The 20120-nt window shown below is 60.0% G+C and carries 21 protein-coding genes; 8 read left to right on the forward strand and 13 right to left on the reverse strand.

All coding sequences use genetic code 11. The annotated features are described in order from the left end of the window. Nucleotides 1–3: 3 nt before the first annotated feature. Entirely contained in the window at nt 4–1161 is a 1158-nt protein-coding gene (locus tag ACYZUM_RS09670; protein WP_108182658.1) for an efflux RND transporter periplasmic adaptor subunit, read from the reverse strand. Between the two features lie 277 nt (nt 1162–1438). Here ACYZUM_RS09670 and ACYZUM_RS09675 point away from each other — a divergent pair, with 277 nt between their 5' ends. Beyond that, on the forward strand, nt 1439–2140 hold the full coding sequence (locus ACYZUM_RS09675) for a response regulator (protein WP_041063735.1): 702 nt from the start codon (nt 1439–1441) through the stop codon (nt 2138–2140). A gap of 4 nt (nt 2141–2144) precedes the next feature. Then, complete coding sequence (locus ACYZUM_RS09680; protein ID WP_108182659.1) at nt 2145–3446, forward strand: ATP-binding protein; 1302 nt, start codon at nt 2145–2147, stop codon at nt 3444–3446. 106 nt (nt 3447–3552) lie between these two features. Here ACYZUM_RS09680 and pncA read toward each other — a convergent pair whose 3' ends face one another. The 4 genes from pncA to ACYZUM_RS09700 all read right to left on the reverse strand — a co-directional run bounded on the left by pncA (nt 3553) and on the right by ACYZUM_RS09700 (nt 6067). Next, nucleotides 3553–4179, reverse strand: coding sequence for a bifunctional nicotinamidase/pyrazinamidase (pncA, locus tag ACYZUM_RS09685; RefSeq protein WP_108182660.1), 627 nt, complete (start codon nt 4177–4179; stop codon nt 3553–3555). A gap of 50 nt (nt 4180–4229) precedes the next feature. Next, nucleotides 4230–4988: an anti-sigma factor family protein gene (locus ACYZUM_RS09690; protein ID WP_108182661.1), complete on the reverse strand. Its 759-nt coding sequence runs from the start codon at nt 4986–4988 to the stop codon at nt 4230–4232. Next, nucleotides 4985–5443, reverse strand: coding sequence for a sigma-70 family RNA polymerase sigma factor (locus ACYZUM_RS09695; RefSeq protein WP_262947953.1), 459 nt, complete (start codon nt 5441–5443; stop codon nt 4985–4987). Before ACYZUM_RS09695 ends, ACYZUM_RS09690 begins: the two co-directional genes overlap by 4 nt. 90 nt (nt 5444–5533) lie before the next feature. Continuing rightward, a complete protein-coding gene (locus ACYZUM_RS09700) occupies nt 5534–6067 on the reverse strand; it encodes a tetratricopeptide repeat protein (protein WP_108182663.1) in 534 nt (177 codons plus the stop codon). A gap of 175 nt (nt 6068–6242) precedes the next feature. Here ACYZUM_RS09700 and ACYZUM_RS09705 point away from each other — a divergent pair, with 175 nt between their 5' ends. The 4 genes from ACYZUM_RS09705 (at nt 6243) to nudC (ending at nt 10107) form a co-directional block, all read left to right on the forward strand. Further along, nucleotides 6243–7016 (forward strand): class I SAM-dependent methyltransferase, encoded by a 774-nt coding sequence (locus tag ACYZUM_RS09705; protein ID WP_108182664.1) that lies wholly within the window; start codon nt 6243–6245, stop codon nt 7014–7016. 332 nt (nt 7017–7348) lie between these two features. Next, on the forward strand, nt 7349–8320 hold the full coding sequence (locus ACYZUM_RS09710) for an IS110 family RNA-guided transposase (RefSeq protein WP_108181669.1): 972 nt from the start codon (nt 7349–7351) through the stop codon (nt 8318–8320). 137 nt (nt 8321–8457) lie between these two features. After that, nucleotides 8458–9270 (forward strand): crotonase/enoyl-CoA hydratase family protein, encoded by an 813-nt coding sequence (locus ACYZUM_RS09715; RefSeq protein ID WP_041063746.1) that lies wholly within the window; start codon nt 8458–8460, stop codon nt 9268–9270. A 6-nt stretch (nt 9271–9276) separates the two neighbouring features. Beyond that, nucleotides 9277–10107, forward strand: a complete 831-nt coding sequence (gene nudC / locus ACYZUM_RS09720; protein ID WP_041063748.1) for an NAD(+) diphosphatase — start codon at nt 9277–9279, stop codon at nt 10105–10107. Here the strand turns inward: nudC and ACYZUM_RS09725 are convergent. The 4 genes from ACYZUM_RS09725 to ACYZUM_RS09740 all read right to left on the reverse strand — a co-directional run bounded on the left by ACYZUM_RS09725 (nt 10075) and on the right by ACYZUM_RS09740 (nt 12802). Further along, entirely contained in the window at nt 10075–10854 is a 780-nt protein-coding gene (locus ACYZUM_RS09725; RefSeq protein ID WP_041063750.1) for a TSUP family transporter, read from the reverse strand. The genes nudC and ACYZUM_RS09725 overlap by 33 nt on opposite strands. A gap of 104 nt (nt 10855–10958) precedes the next feature. Next, entirely contained in the window at nt 10959–11480 is a 522-nt protein-coding gene (locus tag ACYZUM_RS09730) for a hypothetical protein (protein ID WP_108182665.1), read from the reverse strand. Nucleotides 11481–11702: 222 nt separating this feature from the next. Then, nucleotides 11703–12182, reverse strand: coding sequence for a nuclear transport factor 2 family protein (locus ACYZUM_RS09735; protein ID WP_007963424.1), 480 nt, complete (start codon nt 12180–12182; stop codon nt 11703–11705). Between the two features lie 56 nt (nt 12183–12238). Beyond that, on the reverse strand, nt 12239–12802 hold the full coding sequence (locus tag ACYZUM_RS09740; RefSeq protein ID WP_041063753.1) for a TetR/AcrR family transcriptional regulator: 564 nt from the start codon (nt 12800–12802) through the stop codon (nt 12239–12241). Nucleotides 12803–13006: 204 nt separating this feature from the next. On the opposite strand from ACYZUM_RS09740, the gene pssA reads away from it, so the two are divergent. Further along, on the forward strand, nt 13007–14350 hold the full coding sequence (pssA, locus tag ACYZUM_RS09745) for a CDP-diacylglycerol--serine O-phosphatidyltransferase (protein ID WP_108182666.1): 1344 nt from the start codon (nt 13007–13009) through the stop codon (nt 14348–14350). Between the two features lie 109 nt (nt 14351–14459). Here pssA and efeO (ACYZUM_RS09750) read toward each other — a convergent pair whose 3' ends face one another. From efeO (ACYZUM_RS09750) to efeU, 4 genes are read right to left on the reverse strand one after another with little or no spacing between them, the layout of a single operon-like run. Beyond that, nucleotides 14460–15284, reverse strand: a complete 825-nt coding sequence (gene efeO, locus ACYZUM_RS09750) for an iron uptake system protein EfeO (RefSeq protein WP_041063755.1) — start codon at nt 15282–15284, stop codon at nt 14460–14462. Between the two features lie 26 nt (nt 15285–15310). Next, complete coding sequence (efeB, locus tag ACYZUM_RS09755; protein ID WP_108182667.1) at nt 15311–16609, reverse strand: iron uptake transporter deferrochelatase/peroxidase subunit; 1299 nt, start codon at nt 16607–16609, stop codon at nt 15311–15313. A 17-nt stretch (nt 16610–16626) separates the two neighbouring features. After that, the gene (efeO, locus tag ACYZUM_RS09760; protein ID WP_108182668.1) at nt 16627–17826 is read right to left on the reverse strand and encodes an iron uptake system protein EfeO; all 1200 of its coding nucleotides are present in this window, start codon (nt 17824–17826) and stop codon (nt 16627–16629) included. A gap of 8 nt (nt 17827–17834) precedes the next feature. Then, nucleotides 17835–18689, reverse strand: a complete 855-nt coding sequence (gene efeU, locus ACYZUM_RS09765) for an iron uptake transporter permease EfeU (RefSeq protein ID WP_108182669.1) — start codon at nt 18687–18689, stop codon at nt 17835–17837. Nucleotides 18690–18981: 292 nt separating this feature from the next. Between efeU and ACYZUM_RS09770 the strand changes: the two genes are divergently transcribed. After that, nucleotides 18982–19998: an AraC family transcriptional regulator gene (locus ACYZUM_RS09770; RefSeq protein ID WP_108182670.1), complete on the forward strand. Its 1017-nt coding sequence runs from the start codon at nt 18982–18984 to the stop codon at nt 19996–19998. Nucleotides 19999–20120: the final 122 nt, after the last annotated feature.

A 20120-nucleotide genomic window follows, 5' to 3' on the forward strand; every position in this document is an offset into this window, starting at 1 on the left:
TGCTTACTGACCAGAAGTCTGGGCAAGGGGAAGAGGGGTGTCGTCGATCTGCACTTTTTCGCCGGGACGGGCGTGTTGCAGGCCTTCGATGACAATACGGTCGCCGGGCTTGAGGCCGCCGTTGACGATCCAGCGGTCGTTTTGCACTGCGCCCAGTTGCACCGGTTGCTGCGCCACGCGCATCTGCTCGTCGACAGTCAGCACCTGAGCGATACCTGCGCTGTCACGCTGCACCGCACGTTGCGGCACGGTGATGCCGTTCTGCACGGTCGCTTGTTGCAGGCGTACGCGGATGAAACTGCCCGGCAACAGGTCGAGATCGGGATTGGGGAACTCGCTGCGCAGGATGATCTGGCCAGTGCCTGGATCGACCGTGATGTCGCTGAACAGCAACTTGCCCGGTAACGGGTAGAGACTGCCGTCATCCTGAATCAGCGTGGCCTTGACCTGATCCTGACCGACTGCCTGCAACTGCCCGGAACGGAACGCGCGACGCAGTTCGTTGAGTTCACGGGTCGACTGGGTAAGGTCGGCGTAGATCGGATTGAGTTGCTGGATCAGCGCCAGTGGCGTGGTTTCGTTCTGCCCGACCAGCGCGCCTTCGGTAACCAGGGCACGGCCGACACGGCCGGAAATCGGCGCGGTGACGGTGGCGTAGCCGAGGTTCAGCTTCGCGCGTTCCACTGCAGCTTTATTGGCGGCCACATCGGCGGCGGTTTGCCGGGCATTGGCGCGGGCGTTGTCGTAGTCCTGAGCGCTGATGGCCTTGTCGTCGATCAACTGCGCGTAGCGCTGCTCTTGCAACTTCGCCTGAAAGGCGTTGGCCTCGGCCTTGCGCAGCGCGGCTTCGGCGCTATCAAGATCAGCCTTGAACGGTGCCGGATCGATGCGAAACAGCACGTCGCCCTTTTTCACGTCGCTGCCTTCACGAAAGGTTCGTTGCAGCACCACACCGGCGACCCGGGCGCGTACTTCGGCGATGCGCGGTGCAGCGATGCGCCCGCTCAGTTCACTGCTGATCGACAGGGGGCGGGCCTCGATGGTTTCGATACGCACGGTGGCCGGCGGCGCTTCTTCTTCGGCCTTCGAAGACGAATCACAGGCGCTCAGCAACGACGCAACAGCGATCAGGCCGAGCCCGGCCAGAAGTTTTTTCGACATGTACCACCCCCAATATTGAAGCCCGCATCCTAAGGCCAGACGCCGAGGGTAGCGGTGAAGCTTTGTAGGCGCTGTGTGAAATTGTGTAAGGGTTTTACTCAGGGACGCGTGAGGGCGTATATCCTTTACGCCTTGAATTCTTTTGTGACGGTTGGACCGCTTTCGCCAGCAGGCTCGCGCCCACACAGGTTTTGTGAACGAGGCAAAATCGATGTGGGCGCGAGCCTGCTCGCGAAGAGGGTCTGACATCCACCACAGCAATATCTGGAACACCCTCATGCCCAACATCCTCCTGGTCGAAGACGACACCGCCCTCGCCGAACTGATTTCCAGCTACCTGGAGCGCAACGGCTATTCCGTCAGCGTGATCGGTCGTGGTGACCATGTGCGTGAACGGGCACGGATCAATCCGCCGGACCTGGTCATTCTCGACCTGATGCTGCCGGGGCTCGACGGCCTGCAAGTCTGCCGTCTGCTGCGGGCCGATTCGGCGACGCTGCCGATCCTGATGCTGACCGCCCGCGACGACAGTCACGATCAGGTGCTGGGCCTGGAAATGGGCGCCGACGATTACGTCACCAAGCCCTGCGAGCCACGGGTCCTGCTGGCCCGGGTGCGCACCTTGCTGCGACGCAGCAGCCTCGGTGAACCGATGACGGTCAATGACCGCATCGTCATGGGCAATCTGTGCATCGATTTGTCCGAGCGCACCGTGACCTGGCGCGGGCAGCCGGTAGAGCTGTCCAGTGGCGAATACAATTTGCTGGTGGTGCTGGCCCGGCATGCCGGTGAAGTGCTGAGCCGCGATCAGATTCTGCAGCGCCTGCGCGGCATCGAGTTCAACGGCACCGATCGTTCGGTGGACGTGGCGATTTCCAAGCTGCGGCGCAAATTCGACGACCACGCCGGCGAGGCGCGCAAGATCAAGACCGTGTGGGGCAAGGGTTACCTGTTCAGCCGTTCCGAATGGGAATGCTGAGCTGATGTTCAGAATCCTGTTTCGCCTGTATCTGGTGACGATCGTCTCCTACAGCGCGGCAATCTATCTGGTGCCGGATCTGGTGATCATGGCGTTCCGCGAGCGCTTCATCACCTACAACCTCGACTACTCGCGCGGCTTGCAATCGCTGATCACCCGTCAGTTTCACGCGGTGCCACAGGACCAGTGGCCAGCCTTGGCGCAGTCGATGGACAAAGACTTCCAGCCGCTGCACATCGTTCTGGCGCGCATCGACGACGCCGGTTTCACCGCCCCCGAGCAGGCACGTCTGCGCGCTGGGGAAAACGTGGTGCGCATTGGTGATTGGGGATGGCGCACCTTGGCGGTCACGCCGCTGAACGACGATGTCGCGGTGCAAATGGTGGTGCCGCCGGATCCGTTGGACGTCAATCTGTTGTACTGGAGCATCAACGTGCTGATCGGCGCGACCATGCTCGCCTGCCTGCTGTTGTGGATTCGCCCGCACTGGCGTGATCTGGAGCGCCTCAAGGGGGCCGCCGAACGCTTCGGTAAAGGCCACTTGAGCGAGCGTACGCAGATTCCCGCCAGCTCCAACATCGGCAGCCTGGCCAACGTGTTCGACACCATGGCCGGCGATATCGAAAATCTGCTCAACCAGCAGCGCGACCTGCTCAATGCGGTGTCCCACGAATTGCGCACGCCGCTGACCCGTCTGGATTTCGGTCTGGCCCTGGCACTGTCCGATGATTTGCCGGCGACCAGTCGCGAGCGCCTGCAAGGGCTGGTGGCGCACATTCGTGAACTGGATGAACTGGTGCTGGAATTGTTGTCTTACAGCCGCCTGCAGAATCCGGCGCAATTACCGGAACAGGTTGAGGTTTCGCTGGATGAGTTCATCGACAGCATTCTGGGCAGCGTCGATGAAGAGCTGGAATCACCGGATATCGTCATTGATGTGCTGCTGCACGGTCAGCTCGAACGCTTTTCGCTCGACCCGCGCCTGACCGCGCGGGCGATCCAGAACCTGCTGCGCAATGCCATGCGCTATTGCGAGAAGCGTATCCAGATTGGCGTGCAGGTCAGCCCTGATGGTTGCGGGATCTGGGTCGACGACGATGGTATTGGTATCCCGGATGATGAACGGGAGCGAATTTTCGAGCCGTTTTATCGCCTGGATCGCAGCCGCGACCGTGCTACCGGTGGTTTTGGTCTGGGCCTGGCCATCAGCCGCCGGGCGCTGGAGGCGCAGGGCGGGACACTGACGGTGGAAAGCTCGCCGTTGGGTGGGGCGCGGTTCAGGTTGTGGTTGCCCACTGCAAGCTGAGCATCAACCCACTGTAGGAGCTGTCGAGTGAAACGAGGCTGCGATCTTTTATCTTGTTCTTGAAATCAGAATCAAAAGATCGCAGCGTGCCGCAGCTCCTACAGGGTCAGATGAGTTGGTTCGACTGAATCAAGCCAACCCCGGCCGTCTGCATCCGCTCCATGGCCGTCGCCAGTGAGCCCTCCATATCAATCGCGCGACAGGCATCCAGCACCACAAACGTATTGAACCCCGCCGCCCGCGCGTCCAGCGCCGAGAACATCACACAGAAATCCAGCGCCAGACCAACCATGTACACCGTGTCGATACCGCGTTCTTTGAGGTATCCGGCCAGCCCGGTGGTGGTGCGCCGGTCCGCCTCGAGAAACGCCGAATAGCTGTCGATGTCCGGGTTGCAGCCCTTGCGGATGATCAGTTGCGCATGAGGCAGTTTCAGGTCGGGGTGAAACTCGGCACCGGCGCTGCCTTGCACGCAATGATCCGGCCAGAGGGTCTGCTCGCCGTAGGGCAACTGAATCACCTCATACGGTTGGCGCCCGGGGTGACTGGAGGCGAATGACGCGTGGCCGCTCGGGTGCCAGTCCTGGGCAATGATCACTTGTTTGAACAGGCCGCTGAGGCGATTGATCAGCGGGACGATCAGATCGCCCTCGGGTACGGCCAACTGGCCGCCCGGGGTGAAGTCGTTCTGCACGTCAATGACCAGCAGGGCGCTGCGGGGTGAAATCTGCATCGGGGGTTCCTCCTTGGATAATCACTCGCTCAGCATAGTGGCAGCGACTCTCATGCGCTCAACCGTTCGATCAAGCGCCTGGCCAGATCTTCCAGTTCCGGCGCCGGGTTGTGCCCGATCAACATCCACGCATGTTCGCCTTCGGCCCAGTACACCACGTTCATTTCATGGCGCCGTTCGTGCGCCAGTGGTCGGCTGCCGCTATTGGAGCGGGTCACGCACAAGGCCATCGGCCCATGTCTGGCGTCCAGATAGGTCAGTTGCGCAATCGGTACGCCGTCGTACTCGAGCATCTGTGCACGTTTGAGTTCCGCGCCCGGCAACTTCAGCAGCGCCGGTGACAGCTTTAGACCGAGCCGCGCGTCAACCGCACGCAATTGCGCGCGTTGGCTGGCTTCGTCGCCCGGCAAATGATCAAGCGTCTGCGGCACATACAGCGCCATATAGTCGCCCACCAAGGCGCGCCAGTTATGCGCCTGCTGTGACTGCCAGGCGAGAAACAGGCGATCGGCCAATACGCCGCCCGCCAACAGACTCGCGGCAGCCGCACCGATAAACCAGCGTCGACTCAAGCCCGGCCGCTGGGGGGCGGGGATGGCATCGAGGCGCGCCTGCAAACGCTCCAGCGGCGCCTGTTGCGCCAGTTCGTCATAGGCATCCTTGTACGGCAGGCTGCTGCGTTCAAACCATTGCACGCGCAGGCTGAGCAACGGGTCGTCGGCAATCGCGCTGTCGAGCTGATTGCGATACGCCGGATCCAGCTCATCATCAAGGTAGGCCACCAGTTGTTCGTCGGAGGGCTTGTTCATGGGCGGTCACCTCCGGTGGTTTTCGGCACGGCTTGCAGCGGCGGGTATTCGGCCAGTTTCAGCCGCGCGGTGGCCAGACGACTCATCACCGTACCGATCGGCACTTGCAGGATCTCGGCGACTTCGCGGTAGGACAGGCCTTCGACGTAAGCCAGGTATACGGTTACACGCTGGGTTTCAGGCAACGCATCGACCCGGCGAATCACCTGCGCTGCCATCACATGAGTCTGCGCGGCGTATTCGCCGTCGAAGGCCAGTTGCCCGTCGGCATCGACCTGGCCCGCACCCTGACGCACCCGGCGGGCGCGCACTTCATTGAGCCAGATCGAATGCAGGATGCTCAGCAACCAGCGATCCATGCGCGTGCCGGCGACATATTGCCCGGCACGTTCCAGCGCCCGCACGCATGTGGCCTGCACCAGATCCTCGGCCACGTGCCGATTGCGCGACAGCAGCAGGCCGTAGCGCCACAGTCGCGCCAGATGCTGTCCGAGTTCCGCTCTGAATGCCTGATCGCTGACGATGATGGCGTTCCTTTATCTGTTTCAGGTTTTCGATGAATCGTTGATGGCTTCAGCCAGGTCCTGGTATTCCTCGCAAGAGGTTCCGCAAATCGATTTGATCTGCTGCAACTGTTCCTGCGCCAGGTCGACGCGGCCTTTGATTACATAGGCTTCGCCGAGGTATTCACGCACTTGCGCGTACTGCGGATCGAGTTTCACCGATTGCAGGTAATAGCCGATGCCTTCATCGGTACGCCCCAGTTTTCGCGTGGCGTAACCGCGATAGTTGAGGGCTTTGGCGGTGTTCGGTTGTTTGAGGGTGTCGAGCAGGGCCAGGGCTTCTTCGTATCGACCGTCCTTGGCGAGCCTGTAGGCGTAATCGGTACGGTCGGCATCCGGCACGGCACGGCTGGTCTGCATCACGCATTTCTGCGATTTGCTGTCCCAGACCTGGCCTTTGGGGCAATTGGGTTTCTGCACCGGCGCACTTTCATCACCGTTGGCAAACGCCATCGATGCAGACAGCGCGGTCACCAGCAGCAACGGGGCGGCGAACATAACGGAACGGATAGTCATGGGCAAGGCTCCACAGAGGGTTATGTTTCACTTTGAACACCACAGCACGGCATTTTATTCATTGCTTTGTCAGGCTCTGTTCAAGGTAAGCGCAAATTGTGGCGTTATGCTCGGGAACGCCTGCCGTCCATCCAGCGCTTTGTCATGACCCGGCGCTGACACATGAGGAACTGCCATGAAAGATCAGGTCCATCACTCCGCTGCTGCCGGCTACAAGACTGCCGCCGACACCTACATAAGGGGCCGCCCGGACTATCCGCCGCAGGTCAGTCAGTGGCTGACGCAGACGTTGGGTCTGGACAGTCACAAGACTGTCATCGATCTGGGCGCCGGCACTGGCAAGTTCACCGGACGGCTGGCGGCCACTGACGCGCAGGTGATCGCCGTGGAGCCGGTGGCGCAGATGCTGGAAAAACTTTCCGCTGCCTGGCCGCAGGTGCTGGCGGTGAGCGGTACGGCGACCGATCTGCCACTGCCGGATGCGTCGGTGGATGCAGTGGTCTGCGCGCAGGCGTTTCACTGGTTCGCCACGCCCGAGGCCTTGAGCGAAATCGCTCGGGTGCTCAAGCCCGGCGGCAAGCTTGGCCTGATCTGGAACCTGCGCGACACGCAAGTCAGTTGGGTGCCGAAACTCGATGCCATCGTTAACGCGCTGGAAGGCGACACGCCGCGTTACTACACCGGCCAATGGCGTCAGGTGTTTCCGCATCCGGCGTTCGGGCCGCTGCAATTGCAGCAGTTCCACCATGGACATACCGGCTCGCCGGAGGACGTGATTTTCAATCGGGTGCGCTCCACCAGTTTCATTGCCGCGTTGCCGCAGGCGCAGCGGGACAAGGTCGATGAGCAGATCCGCGCGCTGATTGCCTCGGAGCCGGCGTTGCGTGGGCGGCATGTGTTGACGGTGCCTTATGAGACGGCGGCGTATGTGGCGGTGAAGGTCAGTTAGATTTTTTGCTGCACATACAAAACCCTGTAGGAGCTGCCGCAGGCTGCGATCTTTTGATCTTGAAAGTCAAAAGATCGCAGCCTTCGGCAGCTCCTTGTATCTCGACTATCGCTCCGTCAGGAGCGATAGTTCTCGACTGATCATCGAGGGAGGGACTTGGAAGCCGTGCAGCTCCTTAGGCTTTTTGCCTGTGATGTAGATCGTGCTCCAGCCCTCCACACTCACTCATATAGTTCGAACGGTATCTTGGGCCCGTCTCTGGCGAGAGCTCGCATTCGCAAGGTTGGACAGAGTGCAGTGATGATCGAAAACAGATCAATGGAGAGACACTCATGTCCAGTTTCGTCGGTGTCGATATCGCTAAAAACACCTTTGATATCGCCACGCACTTGCCAAACGGTAAGCACAAAACCAAGGCCAAGCTGCCTAATGACGCGAAGGGTTTCAAAGAGTTTGAAGCTTGGTTGAACAAGCAGGTCGAGCCCACAGCCTCGATCGTGATGGAAGCCACCAGCGTCTATCACCTGGAACTTGCCGAGTTCGTCTACAACAAGGGTTACCGGGTCTGTGTCGTCAATCCGGCCACGACCCATGCTTACGCCGACAGCGAATTGCGCCGGATCAAAACCGATAAAAGCGACGCCAAACTGCTCGCTGATTTTGCTCGGGAAAAGGCTGAAAAGCTTCAGCTTTGGGCTCCGGAGCCACTGAAATACCGCCAACTGAAGGCGATGGTGCGTCGATTGGATGATCTTCAGGAAATGGAGCAGATGGAGCTCAATCGTCTGGATGTGTCCGACGAAAAGGTCAAAGACTCGATCAACTCCGTTCTGCGCCACATCGAAAAAGAGATCGCTGAAACGCACAAAGCGATCAAGAAACACATCGATGATGATCCGGACATGCGCCAGATGCGCGACTTGATCGTGACCATCGACGGTATCGGGCAGAAAACCCTTGAGCGGCTGCTGGCCGAGCTGGGCGACCTGCGCAAATACGACGACCCTCGCAAACTGGTCGCTGCTGCAGGGTTGAACCCTAAGCTGCAGGAGTCAGGAAAACTCAAAGGCAGAACAATTATTTCGAGGGTCGGCTCGGCTCGCGTTCGGGCGGGTCTGTACATGCCAGGCCTGGTAGCGCTGAGGCACAACGAGGCGATCATCGCCATGAAGGAACGCTTGAAGGCCAATGGCAAAGCCCCCAAACAGATCATCTGTGCAGCCATGCGCAAGTTGTTGCACTTCGTCTACGGAGTGCTCAAATCGGGCCAACCATTTGACCCGAAATTGGCACTTGCCCGGTGAGGGGCAAGACGGTATCTACAGGGATGAAGGCGCGCCAGCATTTTTTGTGGAAGTCAGTCCCGCATTTGGCCGAACCGCCCTCGTGATGCCTTGTTATAGTTCGGGCCTCATTTTCTGCCCGGTAAAGGATCACTGCCATGACTCAATACACCGCCTTCAGCGTCGAACTGGCCGACAACATCGCGCACGTGCAGATCAATCGTCCGGAAAAGATCAACTCCATGAACGCCGCGTTCTGGAGCGAGATCGTCGAGATTTTCCAGTGGATCGATGACACCGACGAAGTGCGAGTGGTGGTGCTCAGCGGCAACGGCAAACACTTTTCCTCCGGCATCGACTTGATGATGCTCGCCGGCGTCGCCAATGAGCTGGGCAAGGACGTCGGTCGTAACGCGCGTCTGCTGCGGCGCAAGATCCTTACTCTGCAAGCCTCGTTCAACGCCGTCGATAATTGCCGCAAACCGGTGCTGGCGGCGATTCAAGGCTATTGCCTCGGTGGTGCCATCGACCTGATCGCCGCCTGCGACATGCGTTACGCTGCCGAGGACGCGCAATTCTCGATCAAGGAAATCGATATCGGCATGGCCGCCGATGTTGGCACTTTGCAACGGTTGCCACGGATCATCGGTGACGGCATGCTGCGTGAACTGGCTTACACCGGTCGTACGTTCGGTGCCGACGAAGCGCGCAGCCTCGGTCTGGTCAATCGCGTTTATGCTGACAAGGACCTGCTGCTCGAAGGCGTGATGGACATTGCTCGCGACATCGCCCGCAAATCGCCCATCGCGGTCACCGGTACCAAGGAAATGATCAGCTACATGCGTGACCACCGCATTGACGACGGCCTCGAATACGTTGCCACCTGGAACGCCGCCATGTTGCAATCCACCGACTTGCGCGTGGCCATGGCCGCCCATATGAGTAAACAGAAACCCGAATTTCTGGATTGAGAAACCATGACAGCTCGCTGGACCACTGCAGTACTGGACACCGATCAACCCGGCGGCTGGGCCGTGGCGCGCAGCCCCGAAGGCTTTCTGTTCGATGACAACGGCGCGCTGTTCCCCCGGGAATGGCTCAAGCGTCAGGACTTGTCGATCCTCGCCGAGCATGGCATTGGCCATCTCGATGGCGAGCCGGTGTATCTGCTGGAACTGCACAGCCACAGCGAAGTGCCGGGCTGCAACTGGAAGGGGCTGCGGGCGTTCATGCTCGATGGCGATCACACCGTCTACAAGGTGTTGGGTTATGCCGCGCAGATCGGCACCTGGGCGCGCGAACATCGCTTCTGCGGCAACTGTGGGCAGGCGATGATGCAGGTGCCGAGGGAGCGGGCGATGTATTGCCAGCCGTGTGAGCTGCGCAGTTATCCGCGGATCTCGCCGAGCATGATCGTGCTGGTCACCCGTGGTGACGAGATCCTGCTGGCGCGCTCACCGCGTTTCGTCACCGGGGTCTACAGCACGCTGGCCGGGTTTGCCGAGCCGGGCGAGTCGGCCGAGGATTGTCTGATTCGCGAGGTACGCGAGGAAGTCAGCATCGAGGTGAAGAACATCCAGTACATGGGCAGTCAGTGCTGGCCGTTCCCGCACTCGATGATGCTGGGCTTCCATGCCGAATATGCCGGTGGCGAGATCGTCTGCCAGGAAGACGAGATCGAAGACGCCCAGTGGTTCAACGTGCACGATCTGCCGCCGTTGCCGGCGTCAAAATCGATTGCCCGTTACCTGATCGACGTCTACGTGGCGCGCCGTTTAGGCCACGCTGAACCAGTGTTGCCAGGCTAGGCGCACGGTCAGGCCCAGCACCACGGTAATGAACACCGGACGAATGAACTTGGCGCCGCCGCTGATCGCGGTGCGCGCCCCGAAGAATGCGCCGACCATCACCGACAGGCCCATGCTCAGGCCGATGATCCAGTCCACTTGCCCGGAAAACATGAACACCGACAGCGCCGCAATGTTGCTGACGAAGTTCATGCTGCGCGCCACACCGCTGGCCTTGACCAGGTCGATGGGGTAGAGCAGCAGGCTGCTGACGGTCCAGAACGCACCCGTGCCGGGGCCGGCCACGCCATCGTAGAAACCGAGGCTGAAGCCTTGGCTCGATTGCCATTTCTTCTTGATTGGCGCGTCGCTGTCCAGCGGCGCTTTTGGCGTACCGCCGAACAACAGATAGAGGCCGCAGGCGAAGACGATCACCGGCAGCATCTTGTTCAGCCATTCCGCCGGCAGGTAGTGCGCGACGACAGCACCGGTCAACGCACCGACCAGAGTGCCGACGATCGCGTGCATCCATTGCCGAGGGTGGAACAGTTTGCGCCGGTAGAAGGTGAAGCTGGCGGTGGCCGAGCCGAACGTCGAACTGAGTTTGTTGGTGCCCAGCACCAGATGCGGCGGCAGCCCGGCAGTCAGCAGCGCGGGCGTGGTCAGCAGACCACCGCCGCCGGCGATGGCGTCGATGAAGCCGGCAATGAAAGCGACAAGGGCCAGAACGGCCAGGGTAGTGAGGTCAACGCTGAGTTCGAAAGGCATGGAATCGGCTTGTGTGGCAGGAAGGAACGGGGCGTCATCATAGCCCGTAACACAGGCCTCCTGCGACACGGATCAGTGCTCGTCATGGGCGTCGGGATTTCACTTTAGTCGAGGGTTAAAAACTGAAAATTGTCGAGAAAATAACAGCCCTTGTTGCCGAACGGATCACTGGGTATGGCGACCTGAATATCCACCCGGCCGTAACCCTCTGGCGTAATGCCTTCCACCGTAATTGTCTGTGATTGCCGATCGACGTATCGCCAGCTGGTCCAGATAGTTGATTCGCCCTGAGCATTGGTCATCCAGATGGTATAAACGACGAATGCATTAATCAGCGGGTTGTCTGCCGTCTCGCGGCCCTGGATGTGAAAGGTTCTATGCTGGGTGTCTTCAAGAGGCACGGCATCGGGTGCCTCGATGTCGAAATCGAACTTGAAAGCTCCGGGCTTGACGCTGAAAATTTCAGCAGCCAGATTTTGTCCTTGATTTCTGCCGCCGACCATTCGAGCGGCAAAGTTGCCTTCGCGAAGTTCTACGGTTATTGGCGTGTCATATCCCTTGGGACGCCAGTAGTCGAAGTTGCCGCTGCTGAAATCACCATTTTTGATGCGATTGGTCTGTTTCATAGAGAGTCCTCAACGATCATGAAGTTGGCGGTACGCTCCGATCATTCAGTCAATCAAGACTTGTGACTACTGTCATAAATGACAGTCAGTTAGACATTTTCGCGATAAATCGATGGCGATCATCTTGAAACGGGAAGAAGGCTGCGATCGATTGACCTTGTTGTTTTCGAACAGGCCAATATCTCGCAGCCTCCGCATACTGCGACAGGGATTGTCGTGAGCTTATAGACCCAGGTCCGACAGCCCAGGATGATCATCCGGACGCCGACCCAGTGGCCAATGGAACTTGCGTTCGCTTTCCTTGATCGGCATGTCGTTGATGCAGGCATAGCGCTGGAACATCAGGCCGTGCTCATCGAACTCCCAGTTTTCATTGCCGTAGGAACGGAACCAGTTGCCCGAATCGTCGCGCCATTCATAGGCGTAGCGCACGGCAATCCGCGTATCCGAATAGGCCCAAAGTTCCTTGATCAGGCGGTAATCGAGTTCCTTGGCCCATTTACGGGTCAGGAACGCCTTGGCTTCTTCGCGGTTGTTGGCGAACTCGGCGCGGTTGCGCCATTTCGTGTCGAGTGTGTAGGCCAGCGACACCTTCTCGGGGTCGCGGGAGTTCCAGCCATCTTCGGCCAGTCGAACTTTTTCGATAGCCGATTCACGATTGAACGGCGGTAGCGGTGGACGCACTTGGGCAGCAGTCGACATTGTCAGTCTCCCGATCTAATAAACGATTAAACAACGGTTCAGGCTTATTTAAGGCGTTACAGGTCCAATAACTTACGCGCCATGCATTGCGCATTATCAGCGGCACTGTGATCACCCATCACAAGCGCTACGGTAATGGCGCCGTCAATCAGGATCAGCAACTGCCTGGCCAGACGTTGCGGATCTTCGACGCCATGTTCGGTGCACAGCTCGCACAGGTAGTCGAGCAGCTTCTGTTTGTGGTCTTTGGCGACCTGGCGCACCGGGTCCTCGGGGTCACCGGTCTCGCCACTGGTATTGATGAAGGCGCAGCCGCGGAAGCCTTCCGAGGCGAACCAGCTCTTGAGTACGGTAAACAGGTTGAGCAGGCGGTCGGCCGGGGTTTCGGCCTGATCGACAGCGCTGCGGTACCAGTGCATCCAGCGCACGTCGCGGCGTTGCAGGGCAGCGACGGTCAGCTCCTCCTTGTTGGCGAAGTAGCGGTAAATGCTTTTTCTGGAGACGCCGGCGGTTTTCACCAGAAGATCCATGCCGGTGGCCGCAATGCCACTTTTGTAGATCAACTTTTCGGTGACATCCAGAATGATGTCGCGGGTCGAGGTGTCATTGATTTCGTTCATGTGGCGAACAGTAGAACGATCGTTCTCCTTTCGCAAGCTATTTTTAAGATCAAAAGATCGCAGCCTTCGGCAGCTCCTACAATGATCCCTGTTGGAGCTGCCGAAGGCTGCGATCTTTTGATCTCTTTACAGACACTCACAAGACCCGAACCGGTTGATGGTGTAAGCTCTCGGGTTCTTCGGATTCGACCCATTGCGAGCCCTATGCCGTTGCTTTTCAAACGCTCTTTGCTGCCCAAACTGCGCAGCTTTCCCCTGACTGCCGAGGCCGTGACCATTCTGTCCGGCGCCGCCGAGTTCCGTCGTTGCCTGCTGGAGAAAATCGCCGAGGCGACCCGGCGCATCTACATCGTTGCGCTGTATTTGCAGCACGACGAGGCCGGTCAGGAAATCCTCGATGCCTTGCACGCCGCCAAGCTCAAGCGCCCGGAGCTGGAGATCGTCGTGGTGGTCGACTGGCTGCGCGCCCAGCGCGGGTTGATCGGTGCCGGCAAGCAGCCGGGCAACTCGGCGTGGTATCAGGAAATGACCCGCACGCATCAGAGTGAAGTGCCGGTCTACGGTGTCCCGGTGCAGACCCGCGAACTGTTCGGCGTCCTGCATCTGAAAGGCTTCGTGATCGACGATTGCGTGGTTTACAGCGGTGCAAGCCTGAACAACGTCTACCTGCACAAGTTCGACAAGTACCGTTTCGACCGCTACCACGTGCTGCACAGCCGCGAACTGGCGGATTCAATGCATCACCTGGTCAAGCACGGCCTGATCGAATCCAAGGCTGTGCATCGCCTCGACCTGCCGAACCTGCCGACCACCCGCAGCCTGCGCAACGACATCGGCGACCTGCGCAGCCGTCTCAAATACGCGGCGTACGACACCAGCGCCGGCAGTACCGCGCATAGCGGCCTGTCGGTGAGTCCGCTGCTGGGCGTGGGCAAGAACAACCCGTTGAACCGGGTGATTGTCGAACTGATCGCCAGTGCGCAACAGCAGCTGACGATTTGCACCCCGTATTTCAATCTGCCGCTGCCGATCATCCGCGAGATCAACCGCGCGCTGGCCCGTGGGGTGACGATCGACATCGTGGTCGGCGACAAAACCGCCAACGATTTCTACATTCCGCCGAGCGAGCCGTTCAAGGTGATTGCGGCGCTGCCGTACCTGTACGAAATCAGCCTGCGCCGCTTCGCCAAGCGTCATCAGCGCAACATCGACAGCGGCCAGTTGAACCTGCACCTGTGGCGTGACGGCGACAACAGCTATCACCTCAAAGGCATGTGGGTGGATCAGCGCTATACGCTGCTGACCGGCAACAACCTCAACCCGCGGGCGTTTCGTCTCGACCTGGAAAACGCGCTGCTGATCGATGATCCGCAAGGCGAGTGGCTTGAGCCACGGGCGAAGGAGCAGGCAGAGATTTTCCGCAACACCACACGGATTGCCAGCTTCCAGAACCTTGAGACTCTGCCGGAGTATCCGGCGGGAGTGGCGAAGTTTCTCAAGCGGGTGAGCCGGGTGCGGATTGAGCGGTTGCTTTACCGGATTTTGTAACCGTTAAAAGCAAAAGATCGCAGCCTCCGGCAGCTCCTACATTGGGTACGTGAACACCCTGTAGGAGCTGCCGAAGGCTGCGATCTTTTTTACTGGCGACTCAAATCCGTCAGTTCAGCCCCAACTTGCCACGCAACGTGGACAGGTCTTCCGCCAACGTATTGACCGGGCCAACCAGCGCCTTGCGATCGTTGTCCTTCACCTTGTCATACGTCTCGAAACCACCGTCCTTGGTCTTGTACTTGGCGAGGATCTTGTCGACGGTGGCGAAGTTCTTGTCGACTTTGGCAACGAACGCCTTGTCCTGCTTTTCGATCTGCGGACGGAACAGGTCGACGATCTTCTTAGCGCCGTCGATATTGCCCTGGAAGTCATACAGGTCGGTGTGGCTGTAGCGATCTTCTTCACCGGAGATCTTGGTCGCGGCAACTTCTTCTAACAGCGCGGCCGCACCGCCGACGACTTTCTCCGGCGGGAAGGTCAGGCCGGCGACGCGGGTCTGCAGGTCTTTGACGTCGCTGTCCAGCTTGTCAGCCAGCGCCGTCAGGCCTTCGGTGCTCTTCTCCGAGAACAGCGAATATTCAAGGCGATGGAATCCGGTGAAATCTTCAGCCTTCACGCCTTTTTCGTGGTCGTCGACGCGCGAGTCGATGGATGCATCAAGGTCACTGAACAGCTCGGCAATCGGCTCGATCGACTCGTAGTAGACGCGAGTCGGCGCGTAGAGCTTTTGCGCGGTGGCCAGATCGCCTTTCTTCACCGCATCGGTGAACTGCTTGGTGTGGCTGCCCAGTTCATCCAGTTGCTCGGTGACGTAGATCTTGTAGTCCGACACCGGGCCGACCAGATCCAGCGGTGCTGTTGCGGCGAACGCCGACAGCGGGGTGTTGAGCAAACCGAGGGTCAGCAATAACGCGAGTGGCGACTTTTTCATGGAGCGGCTCCGAGGTTTTTTTGTGGTTAGGCAGCTGTTTTGGGTTGGGTGGCGTCAAGCAGCGAGCGACCGATGAAATCCTTGTCGCCGGTGACACCCGGGAGGGTGAAGAAGTAACCGCCGCCGACCGGTTTGAGGTATTCCTCAAGCGGCTCGCCGTTGAGGCGGGTCTGCACGGTGATGAAGCCTTTTTCCAGATCGGCCTGGTAGCAGATGAACAGCAGGCCCATGTCGAGCTGGCCGTTCTTATTCACGCCGTTGGAGTAGTTGAACGGCCGGCGCAGGATCAGGTTGGCCTGGCTCGCGGCGGTGCGCGGGTTGGCCAGGCGGATGTGCGCGTCGAGCTTGGTCAGCTTGCCTTGCGGGTCTTTGCTGTAATCCGGGACCTCGGTTTCATGGTGGGCGCCCATCGGCGCGCCCGTGGTCTTGACCCGACCGATGATGCTTTCCTGTTCCTGCAACGGCGTACGGTCCCAGCGCTCGACGAAATTGCGGATGATCCGCACCGCTTGATAGCTGCCGTGCGCCGCCCAGGCCGGCTCATCGCTGCCCGGTTGCACCCAGACAATCTTGTCCATGGCCTTGGCGTCGTTGGAGTCGGGGTTGGCCGAGCCGTCGCGGAAACCGAGGAAGTTACGCGCCGATTGCGCCGGCACACCCGGTTTGGCCGGGGCTTGCGGCGGCACGCTGCCTTCCTGTTTCCAGCGCACCAGCAGCAGGTCCGGCAGGTTCTTGACGATGTCGCGCAGGGCGTGAATGTTGGTGTCGGCGGTGTTCGAGCAGAACTGCAGGCTCAAGTCGCCGTGGCAGCAATCGGCTTCCAGCGCATCGTTGGGGAAGCCGACCATGCGTTGCAGGCGCTTCGGTTTGGCGGCGGCCAGACCGAAGCGTTCGTCGAACAGCGATTCGCCGACCGAGACGGTGATGGTCAGGTTGTCCGGGGTCACCACCGGGCCGAGGATGCCGGAATCCGGCGGTGGCAGTTTCGGGTCGATCTGCGCCACCGGGCCGCCCTTCATCAGGAACGCGATGCGCTCGTTGAGGGTACGGAACAGCCGCTCAAGGTCTTCGCGATCGCTGGCCAGTACGTCGAACGAAACCAGCATGCCGGACGCCGGGCGCGGGGTGACGATGCCGGTCTGGTGCACGCCGTGGAAGTCGTGGCGGTCTTCGGTCTTGTCGCTGCTCGGCGCTTCGGTGACTTGCGCCGGGGCTGCAGCCATGGCTGGACAGCTCAGGGCCGACCCGGCCAGGGCGACACCGGCGACACCCATGCCCATCAGCAGGCGGCGACGTTGCACATCGAGGTTTTGCAATTCTTTCATCGGTATTCGTCTTCTGCTTACAGGCCGGAGAGGCCGAGGGCGGGGTCGATGCCATCCAGAGCGTCGGCAAGTGCCTTGGCCTTGTCGGCGATCTGTTTGCGTTGTACGCCACTGACCGTGTCGTATGTGGCGTAGCCGTCCTTGACCTTGAAGCTGTTCAGTACGCTGTCGAAATCACTCAGCGCCGCGTCAATTTTCGACAGCAGCTCCGGCGCCGACTTGCTCAGCATCGGCCGCAGCAGCTCGACCACTTTGTGCGCGGTTTCCAGATTGCTGGCGAAGCCACTGAGGTCGGCGTGGCTGTAGCGTTCCTCTTCACCGCTGGCGGCGCGCACGTCGGCCAGGGTGTTGAGGTTGCGCACCACGATGCTCACCAGCTGTTCCGGCGGCAGCGATTGGGCCAGCAGTTGCTGTTTGAGCGTGGTGACGTCGACCAGCAGACGCTCGGCGACCGGGTTCAAGCCGTCGAGGCTGCGTTGCTGGAACAGTGCATATTCGACGCGGTGGAAGCCGACGAAGGCCGGATCCTGTTCGCGTTTTTCGAAGTAATCGGCGCGGGCATTGATGCTGTTGTCCAGTTCCGCCAGCCGTTGCGCGGCAGGTGCCAGACGCTGGTAAGCGGCACGGGCCGGCAGGTACAGCGCTTGCGCCTGCGCCAGGTCGCCGCTGGCAACTGCCTGATTCAGCGCGGTCACGGCTTTGATCAGCGCGCTGCCCTGAGTGGCCAGATACACGCGGAACTCCGATAAAGGCCCGACGAAAGCGACCATCGACGGCTTGGCCTTGGCGGCAGCATCGGAGGCCGCTGTCGGCGTCACGTGCAGCACGCCGCGAGGGTTGCTCAGCAGACCGCAAGTGATCGCGTAGTCGCCGGGTTGCAGGTTGGCGTTGATTACCTGACTGAGGCCCGGGGCAATGTTCTCGCGCTCTTCGATCACCAGCACGCCGTCGAGGATTTCCCATTCCACCGCGCGGTCGGAGCGGTTGACGATGCGGAAACTGGCGCGACCGGCGGGAACCGTCAACTCGTTCGGATCACAGCTGTGCGCATTGATGTTGACCACGACTTCATCATGGTTGTGCTGACGCTTGGCCGCGGCCATTTTCGAGGCGTAGTAGAACAAGCCGCCGGCGGCGATCATCACGACCACCGAACCGGCCACCGCCCAGCGCAAGGCGCGGGGAGGCGAGGCCTGAGGAGTATTAGGCGTTGACATGGGTGCCCTTATTGGCTGGAAACGGAAGACGATTTGCCGGCTGTGTCTGCGCTTGAGGCCGGCGCGGCGGGGTAGAAAAACATCACCAGCGCCAGCACCAGATAGATCAGGTACGCACCGAGGGTGCTGACGGTCGGCGCATCCTGATACCCGAACATGCCGGCCAGCACCGAACCCAGCGGGCCGTCCATCGGCAGCGTCGCGCTGAAATCGAACAGCACGCTTTGCAGGTGATTCCACACACCGGCTTCATGCAGGGCTTGCACCGAGTTGGCGAGGATTCCGGCGGCGACCACCAGAATGAACAACCCGGTCCACTTGAAGAACGCCGACAGGTTCAGGCGCATGCTGCCGCTGTAGATCAGGAAACCGACGACGATTGCCAGCACCAGGCCGAGCAGGGCACCGATCGGCGCGCCTGGGCCCTCGCTCTGCTGGAATACCGCGAGCAGAAAGAACACGGTTTCCAGTCCTTCGCGAGCCACGGCGAAAAACACCATGGCGATCAGTGCGATTACTTGATGCTTTGACGAGGTCAAGGCGTGATCCAGCGAGGCCTGTAATGAATGCTTGATCGAACGCGCGACCTTGCGCATCCAGAACACCATTGAACTGAGGATGCCCACCGCGACCAGTCCGACAATGCCTTCGAACAATTCCTGCTGTTTCTGCGGGAATTCGGCACTGACCAGTTCCAGGCCACCACCGACCAGCAGCGCCAGCGCAGCGGCGAGGAAGACACCGATCCACACCGCCGGCATCCATTGGCCACGACCGGTCTGTTGCAGGTAGCTGGCGATGATGCCAACGATCAGCGCGGCTTCAATGCCTTCGCGCAGCATGATCAGAAAGGGAACGAGCATTCAGGCAACCACGAGTAATTTAGATAGGTGGCTAAGTTGTAACATAATGACACTCATTCCCAAATGGGGATGGTTGACATTTACCTGAACATTCGCTGAACGGCATGTTTTTCGTCCCCCGCACAGCCCCCCCCTGTAGGAGCTGCCGAAGGCTGCGATCTTTTGATCTTTTTTTTAAAAATCAAAGTCAAAAGATCGCAGCCTGCGGCAGCTCCTACAGGGGATTCGTGCTGAATTCGCATCCTGCGTTAAGATGCCCGTCACTCGAAAACCACAAGGTCTGCCTCGCTCCATGTCGGAAAAAGACACCATCGCCGTGCAGCTGGTGCGTGAAGCGCTGCTGCAAAGTTGTGCCCCGGGCGTGGCCACGGATGAGGTCTTGAACAAGGTCGGGATTGCGCCGACCCTGCTGCACAGCGAACAGGGCAGGGTGCCCGCCTCGCAATACGCCAGACTCTGGCGTCTGCTGGCCCGGCGCGGCGATGACGAGTTCTTTGGCATGGATCCGCGCCGGCTCAGGTCCGGCAGCCTCGAATTCCTCTGCCGCAGCGCCATGGCGCAATCGACGCTGGCCGCCGGCCTGAACATGGGCCTGAGTTTTCTCTCGCTGATGCTTGAAAAAATGCCCGCGCAACTGGTGCATCAGCAGAGCCTGGCGGAAATCGTCCTGCTCGAAGACGACCCGGAGCCGCGCCGCGCGTTCACCTATTTCACCTATTGGATGATCGTCCACGGCGTGGCCTGCTGGCTGGCGGGGCGGCGAATTCCGATTCTGGCGATCGAATTGCGCTGCGCCGAGCCGGATTTCTGCGACGACTATCGGGTGATGTTCTCGGAAAACCTGCGCTTCGAGCGTCCGCGTACGCGGATGATTTTCGCCGCTGACTGCCTTGATCTGCCGATCAAGCGCACGGCCGAAGAATTGAAACGCTTTCTGGCCCATGCGCCAGCGAACATTCTGGTGAAGTACCGCGATCCTGAGAGCCTTGCCAGCCGGATCAAGCAGGATCTGCGGCAGTTGCCCGCCGAACATTGGCCGGAGACCGAGGCGCTGGCGCAGCAACTGTGCATGTCCGCTTCGACTCTGCGCCGGCGTTTGTCCGAGGAAGGGCAGACCTATCAGGGTCTCAAGGACAGCGTGCGCAAGGAATTGGCGATCAGTTGGCTGGCGGAACCGTCGATCAGCTTCGTCGAGATCGCCACGCGGCTGGGGTTTGCCGATGCGAGTTCGTTCTACAAGGCGTTTCGCAAGTGGTCGGGGTCCAATCCGGGGCATTACCGTACGTTGATCCTTAACGAAGCGGTCTGATCCGACGCACATTTGGAATGCGCTTCCCCTGTAGGAGCTGCCGCAGGCTGCGATCTTTTGCCTTTGATGTTCTAAAAAACAAGATCAAAAGATCGCAGCCTGCGGCAGCTCCTACAGGGGGT

It is taken from the genome of Pseudomonas sp. m6p, assembly GCF_055760375.1.